The 22,812-nt window shown below is 31.5% G+C and carries 19 protein-coding genes; 12 read left to right on the top strand and 7 right to left on the bottom strand.

Features of this window, described 5'->3' with window-relative positions:
- The first annotated feature begins 45 nt into the window (after positions 1-45).
- The 4 genes from ACZ49Z_RS08555 to ACZ49Z_RS08540 all read left to right on the top strand — a co-directional run bounded on the left by ACZ49Z_RS08555 (position 46) and on the right by ACZ49Z_RS08540 (position 4,506).
- Positions 46-1,194 carry a hypothetical protein gene (locus tag ACZ49Z_RS08555; protein ID WP_464307752.1) on the top strand — a complete coding sequence of 383 codons (1,149 nt, stop codon included), beginning with the start codon at positions 46-48 and terminating at the stop codon, positions 1,192-1,194.
- A gap of 104 nt (positions 1,195-1,298) precedes the next feature.
- Positions 1,299-1,643, top strand: coding sequence for a T9SS type A sorting domain-containing protein (locus tag ACZ49Z_RS08550; protein WP_464307751.1), 345 nt, complete (start codon positions 1,299-1,301; stop codon positions 1,641-1,643).
- Positions 1,644-1,748: 105 nt separating this feature from the next.
- Positions 1,749-3,425 carry a T9SS type A sorting domain-containing protein gene (locus ACZ49Z_RS08545; RefSeq protein WP_464307750.1) on the top strand — a complete coding sequence of 559 codons (1,677 nt, stop codon included), beginning with the start codon at positions 1,749-1,751 and terminating at the stop codon, positions 3,423-3,425.
- Between the two features lie 100 nt (positions 3,426-3,525).
- A complete protein-coding gene (locus ACZ49Z_RS08540) occupies positions 3,526-4,506 on the top strand; it encodes a LuxE/PaaK family acyltransferase (protein ID WP_464308057.1) in 981 nt (326 codons plus the stop codon).
- Between the two features lies 1 nt (position 4,507).
- Here the strand turns inward: ACZ49Z_RS08540 and tyrS are convergent, their stop codons facing one another.
- On the bottom strand, positions 4,508-5,815 hold the full coding sequence (tyrS, locus tag ACZ49Z_RS08535; RefSeq protein ID WP_464307749.1) for a tyrosine--tRNA ligase: 1,308 nt from the start codon (positions 5,813-5,815) through the stop codon (positions 4,508-4,510).
- 173 nt (positions 5,816-5,988) lie between these two features.
- Between tyrS and ACZ49Z_RS08530 the strand changes: the two genes are divergently transcribed.
- Complete coding sequence (locus ACZ49Z_RS08530; protein ID WP_464307748.1) at positions 5,989-7,044, top strand: TlpA family protein disulfide reductase; 1,056 nt, start codon at positions 5,989-5,991, stop codon at positions 7,042-7,044.
- Positions 7,045-7,071: 27 nt separating this feature from the next.
- On the top strand, positions 7,072-8,067 hold the full coding sequence (locus ACZ49Z_RS08525; RefSeq protein ID WP_464307747.1) for an NAD-dependent epimerase/dehydratase family protein: 996 nt from the start codon (positions 7,072-7,074) through the stop codon (positions 8,065-8,067).
- Position 8,068: 1 nt separating this feature from the next.
- On the opposite strand, the gene ACZ49Z_RS08520 is transcribed toward ACZ49Z_RS08525, so the two are convergent.
- The 3 genes from ACZ49Z_RS08520 to ACZ49Z_RS08510 all read right to left on the bottom strand — a co-directional run bounded on the left by ACZ49Z_RS08520 (position 8,069) and on the right by ACZ49Z_RS08510 (position 10,574).
- Positions 8,069-8,443, bottom strand: coding sequence for a DUF4296 domain-containing protein (locus ACZ49Z_RS08520; protein ID WP_464307746.1), 375 nt, complete (start codon positions 8,441-8,443; stop codon positions 8,069-8,071).
- A gap of 62 nt (positions 8,444-8,505) precedes the next feature.
- Entirely contained in the window at positions 8,506-9,849 is a 1,344-nt protein-coding gene (locus ACZ49Z_RS08515) for a dihydroorotase (protein WP_464307745.1), read from the bottom strand.
- Positions 9,849-10,574 (bottom strand): polyprenol monophosphomannose synthase, encoded by a 726-nt coding sequence (locus ACZ49Z_RS08510; protein WP_464307744.1) that lies wholly within the window; start codon positions 10,572-10,574, stop codon positions 9,849-9,851. Before ACZ49Z_RS08510 ends, ACZ49Z_RS08515 begins: the two co-directional genes overlap by 1 nt.
- Positions 10,575-10,675: 101 nt before the next feature.
- Between ACZ49Z_RS08510 and ACZ49Z_RS08505 the strand changes: the two genes are divergently transcribed.
- The 3 genes from ACZ49Z_RS08505 to ACZ49Z_RS08495 all read left to right on the top strand — a co-directional run bounded on the left by ACZ49Z_RS08505 (position 10,676) and on the right by ACZ49Z_RS08495 (position 13,902).
- Complete coding sequence (locus ACZ49Z_RS08505; protein WP_464307743.1) at positions 10,676-11,344, top strand: DUF4271 domain-containing protein; 669 nt, start codon at positions 10,676-10,678, stop codon at positions 11,342-11,344.
- Positions 11,345-11,353: 9 nt separating this feature from the next.
- Positions 11,354-12,112: a uroporphyrinogen-III synthase gene (locus ACZ49Z_RS08500; RefSeq protein WP_464307742.1), complete on the top strand. Its 759-nt coding sequence runs from the start codon at positions 11,354-11,356 to the stop codon at positions 12,110-12,112.
- A gap of 119 nt (positions 12,113-12,231) precedes the next feature.
- The gene (locus tag ACZ49Z_RS08495; protein WP_464304835.1) at positions 12,232-13,902 is read left to right on the top strand and encodes an IS1182 family transposase; all 1,671 of its coding nucleotides are present in this window, start codon (positions 12,232-12,234) and stop codon (positions 13,900-13,902) included.
- Between the two features lie 59 nt (positions 13,903-13,961).
- Here ACZ49Z_RS08495 and pckA read toward each other — a convergent pair whose 3' ends face one another.
- Together pckA and ACZ49Z_RS08485 are read right to left on the bottom strand one after the other, a co-directional pair.
- Positions 13,962-15,587, bottom strand: a complete 1,626-nt coding sequence (gene pckA, locus ACZ49Z_RS08490; RefSeq protein ID WP_464307741.1) for a phosphoenolpyruvate carboxykinase (ATP) — start codon at positions 15,585-15,587, stop codon at positions 13,962-13,964.
- 67 nt (positions 15,588-15,654) lie between these two features.
- Positions 15,655-16,044 carry a DUF423 domain-containing protein gene (locus ACZ49Z_RS08485; RefSeq protein WP_464307740.1) on the bottom strand — a complete coding sequence of 130 codons (390 nt, stop codon included), beginning with the start codon at positions 16,042-16,044 and terminating at the stop codon, positions 15,655-15,657.
- Between the two features lie 173 nt (positions 16,045-16,217).
- Between ACZ49Z_RS08485 and ACZ49Z_RS08480 the strand changes: the two genes are divergently transcribed.
- The 3 genes from ACZ49Z_RS08480 (at position 16,218) to ACZ49Z_RS08470 (ending at position 21,058) form a co-directional block, all read left to right on the top strand.
- Positions 16,218-18,815, top strand: coding sequence for a zinc-dependent metalloprotease (locus ACZ49Z_RS08480; protein ID WP_464307739.1), 2,598 nt, complete (start codon positions 16,218-16,220; stop codon positions 18,813-18,815).
- Between the two features lie 296 nt (positions 18,816-19,111).
- Complete coding sequence (locus tag ACZ49Z_RS08475) at positions 19,112-20,482, top strand: saccharopine dehydrogenase family protein (protein ID WP_464307738.1); 1,371 nt, start codon at positions 19,112-19,114, stop codon at positions 20,480-20,482.
- A gap of 105 nt (positions 20,483-20,587) precedes the next feature.
- Entirely contained in the window at positions 20,588-21,058 is a 471-nt protein-coding gene (locus ACZ49Z_RS08470; protein WP_464307737.1) for an Lrp/AsnC family transcriptional regulator, read from the top strand.
- 62 nt (positions 21,059-21,120) lie between these two features.
- On the opposite strand, the gene ACZ49Z_RS08465 is transcribed toward ACZ49Z_RS08470, so the two are convergent.
- The gene (locus ACZ49Z_RS08465) at positions 21,121-22,791 is read right to left on the bottom strand and encodes an IS1182 family transposase (RefSeq protein ID WP_464304835.1); all 1,671 of its coding nucleotides are present in this window, start codon (positions 22,789-22,791) and stop codon (positions 21,121-21,123) included.
- Positions 22,792-22,812 lie beyond the last annotated feature (21 nt).

Raw genomic sequence — 22,812 nt, 5'->3', positions numbered from 1 at the left:
ACTACACAAACTACATTTGTAGTGTTAAAATTAAACAACAAAACAATGAAAAAACTACTATTATCTACTTTAGCTATTGGAGTATTAGCTTTAACTTCATGTTCAAGAAGTGATGATTCTACAACTACTGACGGAACTGTATCTATCAATCCAAATGATTTTAAAGGAGAATTATTACCTGGCCAATCAGTAACTTTAAACGCATCTCAAGTTTATAAATTAACTGGAGCCTTTATAGTTAAAGGTGGAGCAACTTTAACAATTCCAGCTGGCACAAGAATTGAAGCTACAGGAGGAACAGCTTCATACATAGCTGTTGCACAGGACGGCTTAATATATGTAAATGGTACTGCAACAAACCCAGTTGTTATGACAAGTGGAAACGCAAATCCAGCAACTGGTAACTGGGGAGGTTTAGTTATTTGTGGAAGAGCAAAAACAAACAAAGGAGGATCTAATGGCGAAACTGCAACTGCAGAAGTTTCAGATCTAATATATGGTGGGAACGAAAATGACGACAGCTCTGGGGTTATCCGTTATTTAAGAGTAGAATATACTGGAGCAGCTTTTAACGCTGACAAAGAATTTAATGGTATTTCACTATTTGGTGTAGGCTCTGGTACAGTGTTTGAATATATTCAAGCTTACAAAAGTGGCGATGATGGAATTGAATTCTTTGGTGGTGCAGTTAATGGAAAATATCTAATTGCATTGCATAGTGAAGATGATGCGATTGATTTCGCAGATGGTTTCTCTGGAACTTTAGAAAATGTTTATATTAAAGATGTTGCTAAAGCTGGAGTTGAAGGTTCTAACAATGGAGATAATGGAAATGCACTTCCAACTACAAACGCAACTTTAAAAAACTTCACAATTCTAAAAGGAGCTTTAAACGGAGACGAGTATGGAATGTATTTAAAAGAAGGTGCGGGTCACTGGACGTGTCAAAACATCTATATTAATGGTTTTGCAAAAGGTCTTAAAATTAAAAATGCTACATCTGATCCAGCAGCTAATGCAAATGTAGACAATGGGAACATTACTTTCAACCCAATCTATTTTGGAAATACTATTGCAACTAAATCGGAGTATGCAGGTGCAAACACAACATATATTACAGAAGGAACTAATACTGGTGCTGGAAACAGCGAAGCAACTCCTTCTTGGGCACAAGGATGGACTGTAGGTATGTAATATAATTCTATATAAAAAGTTAAAAATCCCTCAAAAGAGGGATTTTTTTATTTGGCATTGTTATTGCTATTTATATTTTAATTATATTTACACCTCAAATAGTTATGTTAGTGATAAAAAAATACTTTTATATTATTCTTATCGGTGCTTTGATGTCTTCTGTGAATCTTTATTCTCAGGAGCCTAAAGGAAGTAACTCGAATAAAACTCAAGAAACCATTGAGGGATTAACTATTTATCCTAATCCTGTAAATACTGGGAAGATATATATTACTTCAAAATCTGCTTTAGAAAAGAAAGTTGAAATTTTTGACGTTTTGGGCAAAAAAGTATTTGAAACAATTTCTACAAATAAAGAAATTAACATTAGCGCACTAAATACTGGCGTTTATATTGTAAAAATTAAAGAAGGAGACGCTTCTGCTACTCGAAAACTAATAATCAATTAGTCATAACCTCCCTATTTTTAAAAGCTTAACTTTTTTTTCACATCACTATTTTCTGCTAACCAAAAAATAGTTATTATATTTGTATCTAAACACAAATTTAAAAAAATGAAAAAAATTTACTTTTTATCTTTATTATTAGGTTCATTTATTTTTGGACAAAACCTATTAACCAATGGTGATTTTGAGAATTGGGATACACCTACAACACCTACGTCTTGGACATTAGTTGAAAATATAGCACAGGAAACAACATCTATTCATGGAGGTACATATTCTGCAAAGCATACAGGTGGTACGAAAAAACTAGCACAAACCATTCTAGGAATAATGCCAGGAAAAACTTACACTATTTCATTATGGTATCTAGCATCGGGAGATGGTACAGACGCAAGAATTTGGTCATATTGGAGAAGTGGCGGAGATGCTACAACTAATAACATAACGGACGCAGCAACGGATGGAGCATTAAGAGGACCTAACAACTCTTATTTTGACAATAATAGTGGTGCATGGACGCAGTACACCACAAACGTAGTAGCTCCAGCAACAACAGATAGACTTTATTTTGAATTAAGAACATATTCTGGAGGAATTGTATACTGGGACGACATGTCTGTTGTTTGTACAGATTGCGGATCAGACCCTACATTAGCTGTAACTTCTCCTGCACCTGCAGCTGTATTAGCACCTAATACAACTAGTACAAATGTTAGTTTAAACATATCAAACTTCAATGTTGCAAATGGTACTGGAGACGGACATATTGTTTATAAAATTAATAACGGCACTCCTTTTGATAAGTTTGACACAGCAGATATCACTGTACCAACTACAGCAGGCCAATCTTATACTGTAGATTTAGAATTAGTTGACAACATGGGAGCTCCTCTTTCAACTCCTGTTACAGCAACAGTAAGTTTTTCTGTAGCCAATTTTACATCTGTTTCTAACATCGCTGCTTTGAGAGCTGGAACACAAGGTGATTATTACGAATTAACAGGTGAAGCTGTGGTAACATATACTAGACCTGGGGCTGCTACAAGAAATCAAAAGTATATTCAAGACGCTACTGCTGCTATTCTAATTGACGATGCAAGCGAAACAATCACTAATACTTTTTCTATTGGACAAGCAATGACTGGCTTAAAAGGAAGATTATCTTCATTTAATGGAGTGTTACAAATTGTTCCTTTGGAAGATATTACTCCAGCAACAGCAACTTTTACTATTACCCCTGAAGTAGTAACCATTGCCAACATTACTGGTGACGTTAATGCTTATGAAAGTGAGTTGGTTCAAATTAATGGAGTAACTTTTAGTGACGGAAACGGAACTACAACTTTTGCTGCAAACACAAATTATAATATTTCTGATGGAACAACGATGGTTTTTAGATCAATGTTTGCTGAAGCAAACTATGTTGTAAATACAGATTTAGTTCCTTCTGGTACAAACAATATAACAGTTTTGGTTGCAGAATTTAACGGAACACCTCAAGTTGTTGCTCGTTCTTTAGCAGATGTAACTCTATCTACAAATTCTTTCAATGCTATTGAAGGATTAACAATGTATCCTAATCCAGTTGCTGGAAATGTGTTGCATTTTTCTTCTGCAGCGAATGCAGACATGACAGTTCAAATTTTTGACATCGTAGGAAAACAAGTAATCAATACTAAAGTAATCAACAATACTATAAACACTACAAACCTTAACGCAGGTATGTATATTGTTAAAATTACTGAAGAAGGAAAAACAGCCACTAGAAAATTAGTCGTTAAATAATTTTTCTTAAAAAATACATTCTTTAAAGCACCAACCTAGCGTTGGTGCTTTTTTTATTTTATACTTTTGCAGAACACAAGAACAAGTAATAAATAATATCATAATGACAACGGAAAACCTATTCACTATTTCAAACAAAAGAGATTTTGAGAAAATGACCTTAAAAGTTTTCAGATATCAATATGACAACAATAGTGTTTATCGTGATTTTTGTGGTTTTCTAAAAAAAGACAAATCCAATGTAAAATCTATTCTCGATATTCCTTTTTTACCCATTCAGTTCTTTAAAAGTCACGAAATACTTAGTTCAACCGAAACAATACAAGAAACATTTACAAGTAGTGGCACAACAGGAATACAAACGAGCAGGCATTTTGTTACTAATATTTCAATCTATGAGCAAAGTTATCGCAATGCCTTCTCTGAATTCTATGGCAACATTGAAAATTACTGTGTTTTAGCTTTACTTCCATCCTATTTAGAGCGTGATGGTTCTTCACTAATTTATATGGTTGATGATTTAATTAAAAGCAGCAATCACAAAGATTCCGGCTTTTATTTAAACAATTTGGACGAATTAGCAACAAAACTAAATGAACTAGACAATTCGGGGCAAAACGTGCTATTAATTGGTGTCACTTATGCCTTATTAGACATTATTGAAAAGTATCAATTTCAGCTAAAAAACACCATCATTATGGAAACAGGTGGAATGAAAGGTAAACGAAAAGAAATTATTCGTGAAGAATTACACACTATCCTGTGTAAAGGATTTGGCGTACCAGCCATTCATTCAGAATATGGCATGACCGAATTATTGTCGCAAGCTTATTCGTTAGGAAATGGTCTTTTTGAATGCCCTCCTTGGATGCAAATTCTAGTTAGAGATACCGAGGACGCTTTAGCTTATGTAGATTATGGAAAAACAGGAGGCATAAACGTTATCGATTTAGCCAATATTAACTCCTGTTCGTTTATAGCGACACAAGATTTGGGTAAAAAATATCCCAACCATTCTTTCGAAGTGTTGGGACGTTTTGATAATTCTGATATTCGAGGCTGTAATTTGATGGTTTTATAAACTAAACCACTTTTGCTACAAAATAATTTTTCTTTCCTCTTTGCAATAAAACGAATTTATTACTGATTAAATCATTAGAAGCGAGCACAAAATCTTCTGTAACCTTTTCTTTATTTACAGAGATTGAATTTTCTTTCAAAGCTCTTCTTACTTCTCCATTTGATGCTAAAAATCCTGTTTTTTCGTTTAACAGTGACACAATATCAATTCCATTACCTACATCTTCCTTCGAAAGCTCAGCTTGTGGAATCCCTTCAAAAATTTCTGCTAATTGCTTTTCATTTAAGGTTCTCAAATCTGTCATGTCTTTACTAAAAAAAGCTCCCGATGCAAAAATAGCACTCTCTAAATCTTCTTGTGTATGCACTAACAAGGTCAATTCTTCTGCTAACCTTTTTTGCAACACTCTTAAATGTGGTGCCTCTTTATGTTCTGCAATTAATTTTTCCACTGTTTCCTGATCTAAGAACGTGAATATTTTAATATATTTTTCAGCATCCACATCGGTCGTGTTCAACCAAAATTGATAGAATTTGTAAGGTGATGTTTTCTCTGCATCTAACCACACATTACCTCCCTCCGATTTCCCGAATTTTGAACCATCCGCTTTTGTTATCAACGGGCAAGTCATAGCGAATGCCTTTGCTCTTTCTTCATTATCTACATTCATTCTACGCACCAACTCGGTTCCTGTTGTAATATTTCCCCATTGATCGCTTCCACCCATCTGCAACAAACAATTATACTCTTTGTTCAAATGATAGAAATCATAACCCTGTATTAATTGATATGTAAACTCTGTAAAACTCATTCCTTCACCACCTTCTTCTCCACTTAAACGTTTTTTGACAGAATCTTTTGCCATCATATAATTAACAGTAATACGTTTCCCTACCTCACGCGCGAAATTGATAAAAGAAAAATCTTTCATCCAATCGTAATTGTTTACTAACACTGGAGCAGTGGCATCTGTTGCGTCAAAATCTAAAAAGCGAGACAAAACCTTTTTTATTCCATTTACATTATGATTCAATGTAGCCTCATCTAACAAATTTCTTTCATTTGATTTCCCAGAAGGATCTCCAATCATTCCTGTAGCACCACCAACCAATGCAATAGGTCTATGACCAAATTTTCTTAAATGCATTAATAAAATTATTGGCACTAAACTTCCAATATGTAGCGAATCTGAAGTAGGGTCAAAACCAATATAAACCGATGTTGGTTCTTTTAATAATTGCTCTTCTGTTCCTGGCATCATATCATGAATAAGCCCTCTCCAACGTAATTCTTCTACTAGATTTTTCATTTTTATTAAACTTTGCACAAATATAGTTTTTAGTTTAAAAGTTTAAAAGCTAAGCCTAAAATAAATTCAAGGTTTTAAAAATGGCAAAATAGCTGATTGATAAAATTTCATATATTTGTGAAACTGCATTTTTAAACCAAATAAAAAGAAATGCTTTTCAAAAAAAAACAGTCATGAATAAAATAGTTATTCTTTTTTTATCTTTTATATCAACAATTACTTTTTCTCAAATAAACATTTCAGGCAAAATTCTCTTAAAAGACACAAAAAAAGACACCCTAAACCTCTTTAATGGCACACTTAGTAACGATTATTATGAAAACCCATCTATTATTGTTCCAATAGAAAACAATGAATTTAAAATTAAAGAAGTATTTAGTTACCCTCAACTATATGTAACTCAATTAAAAAGCATTAAAGATTCGATCTATTTTAAAATTGTCAATTTATTTCTGGATAATAGCACTACAAAACTAACTATAGACAAGAACTTAGCACCATCCGAACATAATGGAACAACCCAAAAAGAATTTCAAAACATATTCGTCCCATTTATTACTAATAATGACGAGGACTTAAAAAAACACTTTTTTAAATATACAAAGTCAAAATCAATTAACTTTGACGAACGATTACTAAAATATATAGAAAAACACCCAGATTCTTATGTTGCACTATGGTTTGTTGCTCAACGAAACAAAACAAACGGAAACAATGTGATTCACAAGAATTCGATGAATCTGTTTTCAAGTGAAGTAAAAAAATCTAAATTATGGAAAAACCTTAGCAAAGATCTTAACGCCATTACCATTTTTCTAAACAAAACCTTTCCTAGCTTAACATTAAAGAATGAAAAATTAATAGACATTAAATTAGAAATCAAAAAAAATGAATTCACATTAATTGATTTTTGGTTTAGTAGTTGTAAGCCTTGTATCGCTATTATGCCAGAAATAAAATCTTTATATGAAAAATATAAAGACAAAGGTTTTAACGTAATCTCCATCTCAACAGACAAAGAAAAACACATTGATTTATGGAAAAAGCAAATACATAAATCAGACATGAATTGGGAAAACTATCTCGATTTAAACGGAGAAATAGCAAAGCAAAACAGTATTTCTATATTTCCAACTATTTTTTTAATTGATAAAAATGGTATTTTAATTAATAAAGGTGTAGAATTAAATGAATTAGAAGCATTTTTAGAACAAAACTTAGGACATTAACACTAAATAAATACATCTCACATTCTCATGATTTTAATTACAGGTGCAACCGGATTAGTAGGCTCTCACTTACTAATACAATTATTACAAGAAAACGAAACTGTTTCTGCATTATACAGAAATAAGCATAAAATTGAAGAAGTGAGAAATGTTTTTCGACACAAAAATCTTTTAGAATTATTTGAAAATATTATTTGGGTTGAAGGAGACATTAATAACATTCCTTCCCTAAACAACGCATTCAAGAATATTAAAACGGTATATCATTGTGCAGCGTTAATTTCTTTTGACCCAAAAGATGAAGAAAAACTAAGAAAAACTAACATAGAAGGCACTGCTAATATTGTTAATTGCTGCATCGACTTTAATGTCGAAAAATTATGTTATGTGAGCTCTATTGCTGCACTTGGTGATGCAAAAGAGAACGAAATTATCATCACCGAAGAAACTGAATGGAATCCGGAAAAACTCCATGGTGACTATGCAATTTCAAAATATGGTGCAGAACTTGAAGTATGGAGAGGTTTTCAAGAAGGCTTACAAGTTGTCATCATAAACCCTGGTGTTATTTTTGGTAATGGATTTCCAAAACAAGGAAGTAGTGTATTGTTTAACTCTATTAAAAAAGGACTTTCTTTTTACACCAAAGGAAAAGTGGGTATTGTTACAGTTGAAGATGTCGCAAATTGCGCAATCTTGTTAACTAATGCTAATGCTAATGGAGAGCGTTATACTATTGTTGCAGAAAACTTGCCACTAGATGAAATTTTATTTTGTATTGCCGATGCAATGAAAACAAAAAGACCTTTCATTTATGCAAACAAAACTGCTACAAAAATTGCTTGGAAAATTGATTGGTTATTATCCAAATTAACTGGAAGAAGAAGAAAACTAACTAAAGCGACAGCAATTTCTTCTCATTCTATTACAGAATATGACAATTCTAAAATTGTGAAAAAATTAAATTATAAATTCACAAATATGAGCGAATACATCTCTAAGCTCACCAAAGAGTATCTGTAATTTACTTAAGAGACTCTTTACCACCTATTTTTTCTTGTTTTAACAACGTGTCCGTTTCCGTTTTTTGTAATTCTAAACGCTTCATTACCTCTGTATGCATGTCTCTATATTTTCTTGAATCTGAAGCGTAATAGCGTTGATTTTGGTAATAAGTAATGCTATCTATTTTGTATTTGGAATAAATATAATTTTTTATTTTAATATTATTGGTAGTTAATTTATCTGGCAAATAGGCTTCTACAGCTTGAAGAATTGCGGTGTCATATAAAATATCTACCATTACTTCTTCTTCTAAAAGCGTGTCTGGTTCTGGAACAGGTTTCTCTGAACAAGAAAACAGCACCATACTTACTATTAAAAAAACTACTTTTTTCATCTCATTTCTTTTATTTATCTCAACTACAAAATAGATAATATTACCTAAAAGTAAAAAGAAAACTATTCTCTTTCAAACAATAATCGTTTTCCTGCTTTTACTTCTTTAACTTTACCATTCGTAAACACTAATTTACCATTTATAAAAGTATGTGTTACTCTTGATTTGAAATTAGTTCCTTCAAATGGAGACCAGCCACACTGGTATAATATATTTTCCTTTTTTACATTCCAAGGCAAATGTGGGTTTACAATAACCAAATCGGCATAATATCCTACTTTTATAAAGCCTCTTTTCTCTATCTTAAAAATTTTAGCAGGATTATGACACATTTTTTCCACTACCTTTTCAACTGATATCTTTTCTTTATGAACCGCTTCAAACATTGCAACAACAGCATGCTGAACTAAAGGCCCACCAGAAGGACAATTAGTATATGAATTAGTTTTTTCTTCTAAAGTATGTGGAGCATGATCGGTTGCAATCACATCTATTCTATCGTCTAGCAAAGCTTCCCATAAAGCGCTTCTATCTGCTTCTGTTTTAACAGCAGGGTTCCATTTTATTAACGCCCCTTTTGTGTCATAATCTTTATCTGAAAACCAAAGATGATGCACACAAACTTCTGCTGTAATTTGTTTATCTTCTAAAGGAATTTTATTTGTAAACAGACTCATTTCTTTGGCTGTAGACAAATGAAAAACATGTAATCTAGCTCCCGTTTTCTTGGCTAATTCAATAGCTTTTGAAGAAGATAAATAGCAAGCTTCAGTACTACGAATTAAATGATGGTATTTCATTGGAATATCATCACCAAATTCTTCTTTATATTTTGCTAAATTAGCTTTGATTGTTCCTTCATCTTCACAATGTACAGCAATCAGCATTTTAGTTGAGGAAAAAATCTTTTCTAACACTTCCTGATTATCAACTAACATATTACCCGTTGAAGAACCTAAGAACAATTTAATTCCTGCAACATTACGGGGATTAGTTTTTAAAACTTCTTCCAAATTATCATTAGTTCCACCCATCATAAACGAATAATTCGCATAGGATGTTTCAGCTGCAATTTGGTATTTTTGCTCTAGCAATTCTTGCGTAACAGCGTTAGGAACAGTATTTGGTTGCTCTATAAAAGAAGTTATCCCTCCAGCAATAGCTGCTCTACTTTCGGAAGCGATATTCCCTTTATGTGTTAATCCTGGCTCTCTAAAATGAACTTGATCATCTATTGCTCCAGGAATTAAATAACTTCCTTCTGCATCAATAATGACACATTCAGAAGATTTCGGACTTATTTTGTCGGCAATTTCTTTAATGAACTCGTCTTCAATTAATACATCACCTTCAAAAACAACTCCTTCATTTACAATTTTTGCATTCCTAATTAAAAAGGTACTCATTATAATTTATTAAATAATTTTCTAATACGTAACATTATCACTCCAAAAACGGCCTCTCTAATAATTGAACTACTCATCTTAGAAACACCTTTTGTTCTATCTGTAAAAATGATTGGCACTTCTACAATATTATATTTTTTCACATAGGCTCTATATTTCATTTCTATTTGAAACGCATAACCTATGAACTTTATTCTATCTAATTTAATATTTTCTAAAACTTGGCTTCTATAACAAATAAAACCTGCTGTAGCATCATGAATTTTCATTCCTGTTATTATCTTAACATAAACAGAAGCAAAATATGACATTAATACTCTATTTAAAGGCCAATTTACAACATTAACCCCAGTTGAATATCGAGACCCGATAGCTACATCTGCTTTGTCATGTTGGCATGCGCGCAACAATCGTTCCAAATCTTTAGGATTATGTGAAAAATCGGCATCCATTTCAAAAATATATTCATATCCCTTTGATAAAGACCACTTAAATCCATGAACATAAGCTGTGCCTAATCCTGACTTTTTGTTTCTTACCTCGATAAATAAACTGTCACTATATTTTTTTTGCAACTCTTGCACTTTAGCAGAAGTACCGTCAGGAGAATTATCGTCAACAATTAAAATATGAAAAGGGGTTTCCAAAGAAAATACGGCACTTATTATGCTTTCAATATTTTCAATCTCATTATAGGTAGGTATTACTACTATCGATTTAGTCATTACACATCACTTTTTCGAATGCAAAAATAAACTATTTCTTAAGTTTATCTCTTAATAATTTTATAATAATATTGATATTAATTTTTGTAATTTTGCAGAACATGTTAGCAATACAGTTTCAGGAAAGAATAATCGAATATAAAGATTGGGCAACACTATTGTTCTTGCTCTGTTTTATCATTATCATCATTAACAAGAATATTTTTGAAGCTCGTTTTAATGAGTTTATCAAACTTGCCTTCTCAGACAAGTACACTAAAATATATAAAGACAATAGTAATATTAGAAGCGGTTTTACTTTATCTATGTTTTTTATACAAGTTTTTTCTTTTTCTTTTTTTATTTTATTATTCCTAAAACACCTACCAAACTACAAAAGCAATGACAAAATTGTTTTCTTACAGATATTTACATTCCTTGGAGTATTTATTCTTTCAAAATATTTAATCGAAAAAATCATAGCAAACACATTTAAAATAGAAGAATTTACAGAACAATTCAACCTCTTAAAAGTAAGCTACAGATCCTACTTTAGTTTTCTATTGCTTCCTGTGAACATTATATTATATTACAATTCTAGCTTCAACACAAATTGGATTTTTCTATTAATATCTATCACAATAGTACTTGCAAATTTTATAACCTATTTGATAGCCTTAAAAATACATCAAAATTTAGTAATTCGTAAGATATTTTATTTTATTTTATATCTTTGCACCCTTGAAATAGCACCTTACTATCTTATGTATTATTTTATTACAAAAAATTAGAACAAACGTATGTCAAATTTAAAAGTGAAAACGATATTGGTTTCACAACCAGAGCCTAAGGTAGAAAATTCTCCTTATTTTGAACTACAAAACAAACTCAAAGTTAAAGTTGACTTTAGAACTTTTATTCACGTGGAAGGTGTACCTGCGAAAGAAGTGAGAGCTCAAAAAATAGACTTAAATAACTTTACCGCAATTATATTAACAAGTAGAAATTCTGTTGATCATTTTTTTAGAGTTGCAGAAGAAATGCGCTACAAAGTACCAGAAGATATGAAATATTTCTGTCAATCTGAAGCAGTCGCTTTCTACCTTCAACGCTATGTAGTTTACAGAAAACGCAAAATTTATGTTGGGCAAAAAGATTTTGTTGATCTAGCCCCTCTTATTAAAAAATATAAAGATGAAAAATTCTTATTACCTGCATCTGATCAATTAAACTATGATATTCCTCAAACTTTAGACAATCTAAAAGTAGCATGGACTCCTGGTATTTTTTATAGAACTATCATGAGTGATTTATCTGATTTGAAAGATGTTTATTATGATATTTTGGCTTTCTTTAGTCCTACTGGAATAAAATCACTGTTTAAAAACTTTCCAGATTTCAAACAGAATAATACAAGAATTGCCGTTTTCGGAACAACCACACAAAAAGAAGCTCTTGACAGAGGACTTAGAGTAGATATTATGGCTCCAGCACCTGGAACACCATCTATGACTGGAGCTCTAGAAAAATATATATTAGAAGTAAATAAAGGAAAATAAATTTTTCTTTATTTTATTACTTCAACACAAAAAGAGGCTGTCCAAAAAGTAAGGACAGCCTTTTTTATTTGTATTTTTTCTCTAAAATTAGTATCTTAGAGTTGAGACAAAAATACACAATGGCTAAGATAGTTTTTAAAAATCAAACAGGCAATTCTCCAGAGTTATTTCCTATCAATATTTTCGATAGAATACCGCAAAACCATCCAGTTCACTTAGTGGAACAAGTTGTTAATCAGTTAGATATAAGTGAAATATTGAAAAAATATAAAGGAGGTGGTACTTCAGCTTACCATCCAAGAATGATGATTAAGGTTTTGTTTTACAGTTATTTATCTAATGTATATTCTTGCAGAAAAATTGCAAAAGCACTTCAGGAGAACATTCATTTTATGTATATTTCGGGCAACTCGACTCCTGATTTTAGAACGATAAACGATTTTAGGGGTAAAGTTTTAAAAAATCATATCCAAACTCTTTTTGCAGAAGTAGTAAAAATGCTTGTAAAAATGGGATATGTTAGCTTAGACATTCAGTATATTGATGGTACAAAAATAGAATCCAAAGCTAATAAATATACTTTTGTATGGAGAGGTTCCGTTGAGAAATATAAAGAAAAACTAGAAATTAAAATTAATCATATTCTATCAACTATTGAAAACAGTATTCAATCTGATAATCAAGAACTAAATATAGAAGAATTACCAAAATCGATTGATTCAGAAAGTTTAAAAGAAAAGCTTTCGATTCTTAATAAAAAACTCAAAGAACCTACCAAAAAACAGGCAAGAGAATTGCAAAAACTTCAAGAGGAACATCTTCCAAAGCTTGAAAAATATGAAAAAGACTTGGTTACAATGGGAAACAGGAACTCCTATAGTAAAACAGATCCCGAAGCTACCTTTATGAGAATGAAAGAAGATCATATGAAAAACGGTCAATTAAAACCTGCTTACAATCCACAAATATCTACTGAAAACCAATTTATTACACATGTTTCTATTCATCAAACAACAAATGACACTACAACCTTAAGTTCTCATCTTGAAGGTTTTGAAAAAGCCTATCAAAAACAGAGCAAGGAAATCGTTGCAGATGCAGGTTATGGCAGTGAAGAAAATTATCAAATGCTTGAAGAAAAAAAGGCTGATGCTTATGTTAAATACAACTATTTTCATCAAGAACAAAAAAGAAAGATAAAAAACAATCCTTTTCTTGTTCAAAACTTATTCTACAACGAAGAACACGATTTTTATGTTTGTCCAATGGGGCAAATTATGCAAAAAACAGGAGTAGGAAAACGTGAAACCAGTACTGGATATGAATCACAAATTACATATTATCAAGCCAAAAGATGCCAAGGATGTCCTTTACGAAGTCAATGTCATCAAGCAAAAGGTAATAGAATTTTATCAGTCAATCATCGATTAAATGAATTAAAAGAAAAAGCAAGAAAGCTACTAATGAGTGAAAAAGGACTAAAACATCGAAGTAAACGTCCAATAGAGGTAGAAGCAGTTTTTGGTCAACTTAAAAGCAATAATAAATTCAATCGATTCACAATGAAGGGTTTAAAAAAAGTAACATTAGAGTTTTTACTAATGGCCCTTGGACACAACTTTAGAAAAATGAATGCATTCAAGACAGACTTGCCAAAATTTGTTTTCAAAACCAAAATTCACACTTATCTAGCCTATTTTAAAACTAAAATTTGCCTTGTTAAAGTAACTCAAAGTTATTTTGCTATTATTTTTTCTTCAAAACAAAATAGCTTAAAAATAGCTACATAAAAAAAGCTGTCCTTTTCGGACAGCCCCTTTTTGTGTTGAAGTAATAAAAAATTACTACATTATAATTGCGGACCAGCTTTTACTAAATTTAGTCCTTCTGAGTTATCAGTATATTGTTCAAAGTTTTTCACAAAACGTGCAGCAAGATCTTTTGCTTTCACTTCCCACTGAGAAGCTTCCTCATAAGTGTCTCTTGGATCTAAAATATTAGAATTAACATCGTTTAAAGAAACAGGCACTTCAAAATTAAAAATTGGAACCATTTTAGACTCTACTTTCTCAATAGACCCGTCTAAAATAGCATCAATAATTGCCCTAGTATCTTTTATAGAAATACGTTTTCCAGTTCCATTCCAACCCGTGTTTACCATATAGGCAGTAGCCTTATGCTCTTCCATTTTTTTCACTAATTCTTCCCCATACTTTGTTGGATGTAAAGACAAGAATGCTTTACCAAAACAAGCTGAAAAAGTTGGTTGTGGTTCTGTAACACCCCTTTCAGTCCCTGCTAATTTAGCCGTAAAGCCAGACAAGAAATAATATTTAGTTTGCTCTGGTGTCAATTTAGAAACTGGCGGCATTACTCCAAAAGCATCTGCTGTTAAGAAAATCACTTTTGTTGCATGTCCCGCTTTCGAAACTGGCTTAACAATATTATCTATATGGTTTATTGGATATGAAACACGAGTGTTTTGAGTTACTGAACCATCTGTAAAATCTATTTTTCCATTAGCATCAACGGTTACGTTTTCCAACAAAGCGTCTTTACGAATTGCTCTATAAATATCTGGCTCATTTTCTGCACTTAAATCAATAGTTTTCGCATAGCAACCGCCTTCAAAATTAAATACACCATCATTATCCCAACCATGCTCATCATCACCTATTAATTCTCTTTTAGGATCTGTAGAAAGTGTCGTTTTTCCTGTTCCTGAAAGCCCAAAGAAAACAGCTACATCTCCATCTTTACCTTTGTTTGCAGAACAATGCATCGATGCAATTCCCTGTAAAGGTAAATAATAATTCATCATAGAAAACATACCTTTCTTCATCTCTCCACCATACCAAGTACCCCCAATTAACTGAATTTTTTCAGTTAAATTAAAAGCAACATATACTTCTGAATTTAAACCATGTTTTTCATAGTCTTTAAACGAAGTTTTAGAAGCATTCATTACCACAAAATCTGGCTCACCAAAATTCTCTAGTTCTTCTTCTGTAGGCCTAATAAACATATTTTTAACAAAATGTGCTTGCCATGCTACTTCCATTACAAAACGAACTTTTAAACGTGTATTTTCATTTGCTCCACAAAAAGCATCTATTACATATAATTTTTTTCCAGACAATTGAGAAACTGTCGTTTCTTTTAACGCGTTCCAAGTATCAGTAGAAATTGGCTTATTATCATTTACCGCTTTATCTGATGTCCACCAAATAGTATCTTTAGTTGTATCATCTTCAACAATATATTTATCCTTAGGAGAGCGTCCTGTAAATTCTCCCGTCATTACATTCACAGCTCCTAATTCTGATAATTGCCCCTTCTCAAAGCCATTTAAATCTTCTGCAAGCTCTTCCTGATATAAAAATTCATACGAAGGATTATAAATAACTTGTGATACATTTTTAATTCCATATTTCTCTAACGAAATCGATTTCGTAGTTTGACTGTAACTGTTCATAAAAAATGAGTTATGTTGTGTTTGTTTTAAAGGTGTAAAATTATAAATTTAATTTTAGAATCAAGTATTAAATACTATTTTTTACTAAAACACTATAAAACATATAGCCCCAAGAAGCAATTAAAAACAAACCACCTATTGGTGTTATTGGTCCTAAGAATTTTGTTTTAATTGAAGTTACACTACTTGTTGACAACAAATATATAGACCCCGAAAACAACAAAACACCAATAATTACTAAATAAAATACTACTGTTTTTTCTTTTAAACTCAAAAAATTAGTCGTTGCTATAAATAACAAAAACAAAGCATGATACATTTGATAACGTACTCCTACTTCAAATGTAGACAATTGATCGGTTGTTAAAAATTTTTTTAATCCATGTGCCCCAAAAGCACCTAAAACAATTGAAACCAAGCCCAATATTGCCGCTCCTAATATGATTTTTCTTTCCATTTTTTATATTTTCCAAAAATAATTGTAAAGATAAAACATATAACAGAATCTAAAAATTTATATTCTTATTAAAAGCAAACACTTTATTTAACAAACTTTAACTGTATCAGATATAATTTCCTGTTACGTTTTTTTATAAATTGCCAAGCTAAAAATGTATTAATAACCTAATAATGAAAACGCACACAATAAACAAAAGCATTTTAGCTAGTTTTTTAATTTGCTTATTTTTGTTTCAAACACAAACTATTGAAGCTCAAAGCAGAAAAAAAAGAAAAGAAAAAGAAGCTGCAGAAGCTTTAGCTGCCAAAACAAAGAAAACAGAAAAAAAAAGCATTGAAGAATTAGTAAAACAAAGTAAAAAAACAGAAGGTCTATTTACTATTTACCAAGATACTGTTAGCGGCTCTATTCAAATGTTAATTGAAGAAAACCAAATTGGAAAAGAATTCATCTACTTCAATCAAATTGCAGACGGAGCTTCCGATGTTGGTCAACTTAGAGGTTCTTACGGGCAATCATTCGTTTTTAAAATTGAAAAATATTTTGATAAAATCGAATTTGTAACCCAAAACACTTCTTTTTACTTTGACCCAAACAATCCCATTTCTAAATCTCAGGATGCAAATTTAAGTAAAGGTGTCATGTCTAGCGAAAAAGTTTTAGCACATGATGAAACTAAAAAAACTTATTTAATTTCTGCAAACGATATTTTTTTAAAAGAAACACTTTCTCAAATTAAACCATCAAAATCTCCTACTTCTTCTCCTTTTTCATTTTCGTTAGGAAACTTAGATAAAGACAAAACAAAAATAAATGCTATTCGAAACTATCCTGAAAACACAGATATTGCTGTCGAGTATGTATATTCTAGTCCTTCGGTTTTAAATAGCGGCTCTAGTGCTTTATCTGACGGAAGAAATGTAAGCATAAAAGTGTATCATAGCTTAATTGCTATGCCAGAAAATGATTTTGAAATACGTTTTGACGATCCTAGAGTGGGCTACTTTACAACACAAGTTAATGATCAAACTTCTACTTCTTCAACTCCATACAGAGATCTGATTCATCGATGGAATCTTGTTAAAAAGGATCCAGATGCTATCATTTCAGAACCTGTAACACCTATAACTTGGTGGATTGAAAACACCACTCCTTTAGAATGGAGAGAAACAATCACCCAAGGTGTTTTAGAATGGAACAAAGCTTTTGAAAAAGCTGGTTTTAAAAATGCAATAGTTGTTAAAGTTCAACCCGATGATGCCACATGGGATGCAGGAGATATTCGATATAATGTTTTACGCTGGACATCTTCACCTAATCCAGCTTTTGGTGGTTATGGCCCTAGTTTTGTTAACCCAAAAACTGGCGAAATTATGGGTGCTGACATTATGTTAGAATTTGTTCATTTCACAAATAGAGTATTCTTTGACAAAGTTTTCAATCTATCTGCTGCTACAATTGAAAACACCCCAAACTCCCTAAATGATAATCATAAATTATGCTCTCTTGGACATATTATACAGGAAAGCACTATGTTTGGACAATCTTTCTTAACTTCTAATGCCGCTTCAGATTTAGAAATGGTTAGAATGAAGAAGGAATCTATGCTAGCATTAATCATGCACGAAGTTGGACACACATTAGGACTAAACCACAACATGAAAGCTAGTCATGTTTACTCGCCAGAACAATTAAAAGATGCTAGTTTTATTAAAGGAAAAGCACTTACTGGATCTGTAATGGATTATGCAGATATTAACATTACACTTGACAGAACAAAACAAGGACAATATTATGATACTTCTGTTGGCCCTTATGATATTTGGGCTATAGAATTTGGTTATACACCATTTAAATCAGAAACTGAGAAAACTAATCTACTAAACAAATCTACCCAACCAGAACTCATTTTTGGTAATGATGCAGATGATATGCGCACACCTGGAAAAGCAATCGATCCAAGAGTCATGATTGGTGACTTATCTAATGACCCTATTAGCTATTCTATTGATCGTTTCAAATTAGTAGATAAAATGATGCTAGATGCAAAATCGAAATTCACTAAAACAGGAGAGTCTTATCAGGAACTAAGAAGAATTTATTACGTTTTAAGTAACCAAAAAAATATTGCTTCTGGTGTTATTTCTAGATTTATTGGAGGTGTTTATGTTGACAGAGCAATGGTAGGACAAGAAAACACCACTCAGCCTTTTACTCCAGTTAGCCTTAAAGATCAAAAAAGAGCAATGAATGCTTTAGAAACCTATGTTTTTGCTCCAAATGCTTTCAATGCTCCAAATGACCTTTATAACTTTTTAGCGATGCAAAGAAGAGGTTATAATTTTTTCTATGGAACCGAAGATCCAAAAATTCACAATCAAATATTAAGTTACCAAAAAAATATTTTAGACCACATTCTTCATTACAACACTTTACAAAGAATTGTTGACAGTGAATTATATGGAAATGAATACAAACTTTCTGCTTTTATGACCGATTTGAATAATGCTATTTTTAAAGCAGATGCATTTAGCAACATTAACACCTTTAGACAAAATCTACAAGCGGAATACACTAACAGATTAATTTCTATCATTAAGAATGATCCTAAAAACAGAAATTCTAATGTTGTAAAATCTATGGCTTTATACAATTTAAAGAACATTAGAAAAATGATGGCTACTTCTACAAATGCAGATATAGCTACAAAAGCACATAAAGAGTATCTAGTTACTTTAATCGACAATAGTTTAAAAGAAATTAAATAACTATAACAAGTTGATTTTCTTAAAAGAGAGCGGTTATTTGTTTGAAAATAATCGCTCTCTACATATATCAAATAATTCATATTATTTATCACTTGAATTTATCAGAATAAAACGTCCTTTTTCACCGTAATTTCTATACAAAGCAAAAACATCGCTATGCTATCTTCTATTTCTATTTCATATCCAAAAGAAACATAAAAGGGATTTCCTTAACAAAGAAACAGAAATAAAGTTAAAAATTTTTTATAAATATAACATTTTATTACATTTGTGTGATATTTTTATAAAATCCTTTTATGAGAAACATATTGGTAATTGGAGCAGGAAGGTCTGCTTCCTCCTTAATAAAATACTTATTAGACAAATCTAAAAATGAGCAATTACAAATTACAATTGCCGATTTGTCGTTAGAACTTGCACAGAAAAAAACAAATAATCATCCGAATGCTAGAGCAATTGCTTTTGATATATTTAATGAACAACAACGTCATGAAGAAATTCAAAATGCAGATATTGTTATATCAATGCTACCAGCACATATGCATATAGAAGTTGCTAAAGACTGTATTACCTTCAAAAAGCATATGGTAACCGCTTCATACATAAGTCCTGCAATGCAAGAACTTGATAAAGCTGCCAAAGAAAATGGTTTAATTTTCATGAACGAAATTGGTCTTGACCCTGGAATAGATCATATGAGTGCTATGAAAGTTCTAGATGAAATTAGAGAACAAGGCGGAAAAACAATCCTTTTTGAATCTTTCTGTGGTGGCCTTGTAGCACCAGAAAGCGACACAAATCTTTGGAACTACAAATTCACTTGGAACCCAAGGAATGTAGTACTTGCTGGGCAAGGTGGAGCTGCAAAATTCATTCAAGAAGGTACTTACAAATATATTCCCTATAATAAATTATTTAGAAGAACTGAATTTCTAGAAGTTGAAGGTTATGGCCGTTTTGAAGGTTACGCAAATAGAGATTCCTTAAAATACAGAAGCGTTTATGGCTTGGACGATGCCTTAACTTGCTACAGAGGAACAATTAGAAGAGTAGGTTATTCAAGAGCGTGGGATATTTTAGTACAATTAGGGATGACAGACGATTCATATACTATCGAAAACTCTGAAGACATGACCTACCGTGAATTTACCAATTCTTTCCTTCCTTATCACCCAACCGATACTGTAGAAATCAAACTGAGACATGCTCAAAAAATTGACCAAGATGATGTTATTTGGGACAAGTTGTTAGAATTAGATATTTTTAATGGTGAGAAAAAAGTAGCATTAAAAAATGCAACTCCAGCACAAATTTTAGAAAAAATATTATCTGAAAAATGGACTCTTGAGCCTGAAGACAAAGATATGATTGTAATGTATCATAAATTTGGTTATGAATTAAAAGGAGAAAAAAAACAAATTGATGCAACAATGGTTTGCATTGGTGACGATCAAACATATACTGCAATGGCAAAAACAGTAGGACTTCCTGTTGCTATTGCAGCTATTAAGATTTTAAATGGAGAAATTAAGACCCCTGGTGTTCAACTCCCTATTGCAAAAGAAGTCTATACTCCTATCTTAAAAGAGTTAGAAGAATATGGTGTGATATTTAAAGAAGACCATGTTGAATACCTTGGCTACAATCCTTTGAATGTGAGTAGCTAGAAAAAATAGTTCTATAAAAAACAAAAGTCCGATAAACAATTAATCTCGGACTTTTGTTTTACAAAAAGCATATTTTTATTAGTTTTACTTTATATTTAAAACAAAATGAAAATAAATCAATTACAAATTGAAATTGACGGAATTGACAAAGAAATTTTGAGAGATTTAATGAATGACGCTAGAATGCCTATTCTACAAATCGCAAATAAGATTGGAATTTCTGGAGCCGCTGTTCACCAAAGATTAAGAAAGCTAGAACAAGCTGGTGTTATTTCTGGTTCTAAATTCACTGTAGATGTTAAAGTCCTTGGCTATTCTACCATGGCTTTCGTTGGAGTATATCTTGACAAAGCATCTAGCAATGCTGAAGCAGTTAGAGAATTAAAAAAAATACCCGAAGTACTAGAATGTCATTATACCACTGGAAACTGGAGTGTCCTTATTAAGATAATTTGCAAGGACAATGAAAACCTAATGCAATTATTAAATAAAAAAATCCAAGCTATTAAAGGTGTTTCCAGAACTGAAACTTTTATTTCTCTAGACCAACAAATTGACAGACAAATCCAAATATAAATTAGACGTTAGAAAATTGTACCATTCAAATAAAAGGGGCTGTCCGAAAAGGACAGCTTTTTTTATGTAGCTATTTTTAAGCTATTTTGTTTTGAAGAAAAAATAATAGCAAAATAACTTTGAGTTACTTTAACAAGGCAAATTTTAGTTTTAAAATAGGCTAGATAAGTGTGAATTTTGGTTTTGAAAACAAATTTTGGCAAGTCTGTCTTGAATGCATTCATTTTTCTAAAGTTGTGTCCAAGGGCCATTAGTAAAAACTCTAATGTTACTTTTTTTAAACCCTTCATTGTGAATCGATTGAATTTATTATTGCTTTTAAGTTGACCAAAAACTGCTTCTACCTCTATTGGACGTTTACTTCGATGTTTTAGTCCTTTTTCACTCATTAGTAGCTTTCTTGCTTTTTCTTTTAATTCATTTAATCGATGATTGACTGATAAAATTCTATTACCTTTTGCTTGATGACATTGACTTCGTAAAGGACATCCTTGGCATCTTTTGGCTTGATAATATGTAATTTGTGATTCATATCCAGTACTGGTTTCACGTTTTCCTACTCCTGTTTTTTGCATAATTTGCCCCATTGGACAAACATAAAAATCGTGTTCTTCGTTGTAGAATAAGTTTTGAACAAGAAAAGGATTGTTTTTTATCTTTCTTTTTTGTTCTTGATGAAAATAGTTGTATTTAACATAAGCATCAGCCTTTTTTTCTTCAAGCATTTGATAATTTTCTTCACTGCCATAACCTGCATCTGCAACGATTTCCTTGCTCTGTTTTTGATAGGCTTTTTCAAAACCTTCAAGATGAGAACTTAAGGTTGTAGTGTCATTTGTTGTTTGATGAATAGAAACATGTGTAATAAATTGGTTTTCAGTAGATATTTGTGGATTGTAAGCAGGTTTTAATTGACCGTTTTTCATATGATCTTCTTTCATTCTCATAAAGGTAGCTTCGGGATCTGTTTTACTATAGGAGTTCCTGTTTCCCATTGTAACCAAGTCTTTTTCATATTTTTCAAGCTTTGGAAGATGTTCCTCTTGAAGTTTTTGCAATTCTCTTGCCTGTTTTTTGGTAGGTTCTTTGAGTTTTTTATTAAGAATCGAAAGCTTTTCTTTTAAACTTTCTGAATCAATCGATTTTGGTAATTCTTCTATATTTAGTTCTTGATTATCAGATTGAATACTGTTTTCAATAGTTGATAGAATATGATTAATTTTAATTTCTAGTTTTTCTTTATATTTCTCAACGGAACCTCTCCATACAAAAGTATATTTATTAGCTTTGGATTCTATTTTTGTACCATCAATATACTGAATGTCTAAGCTAACATATCCCATTTTTACAAGCATTTTTACTACTTCTGCAAAAAGAGTTTGGATATGATTTTTTAAAACTTTACCCCTAAAATCGTTTATCGTTCTAAAATCAGGAGTCGAGTTGCCCGAAATATACATAAAATGAATGTTCTCCTGAAGTGCTTTTGCAATTTTTCTGCAAGAATATACATTAGATAAATAACTGTAAAACAAAACCTTAATCATCATTCTTGGATGGTAAGCTGAAGTACCACCTCCTTTATATTTTTTCAATATTTCACTTATATCTAACTGATTAACAACTTGTTCCACTAAGTGAACTGGATGGTTTTGCGGTATTCTATCGAAAATATTGATAGGAAATAACTCTGGAGAATTGCCTGTTTGATTTTTAAAAACTATCTTAGCCATTGTGTATTTTTGTCTCAACTC

This window comes from Flavobacterium sp. KY-23415 (assembly GCF_055384985.1).
This window is presented reverse-complemented; position numbering and strand designations above follow the sequence as displayed.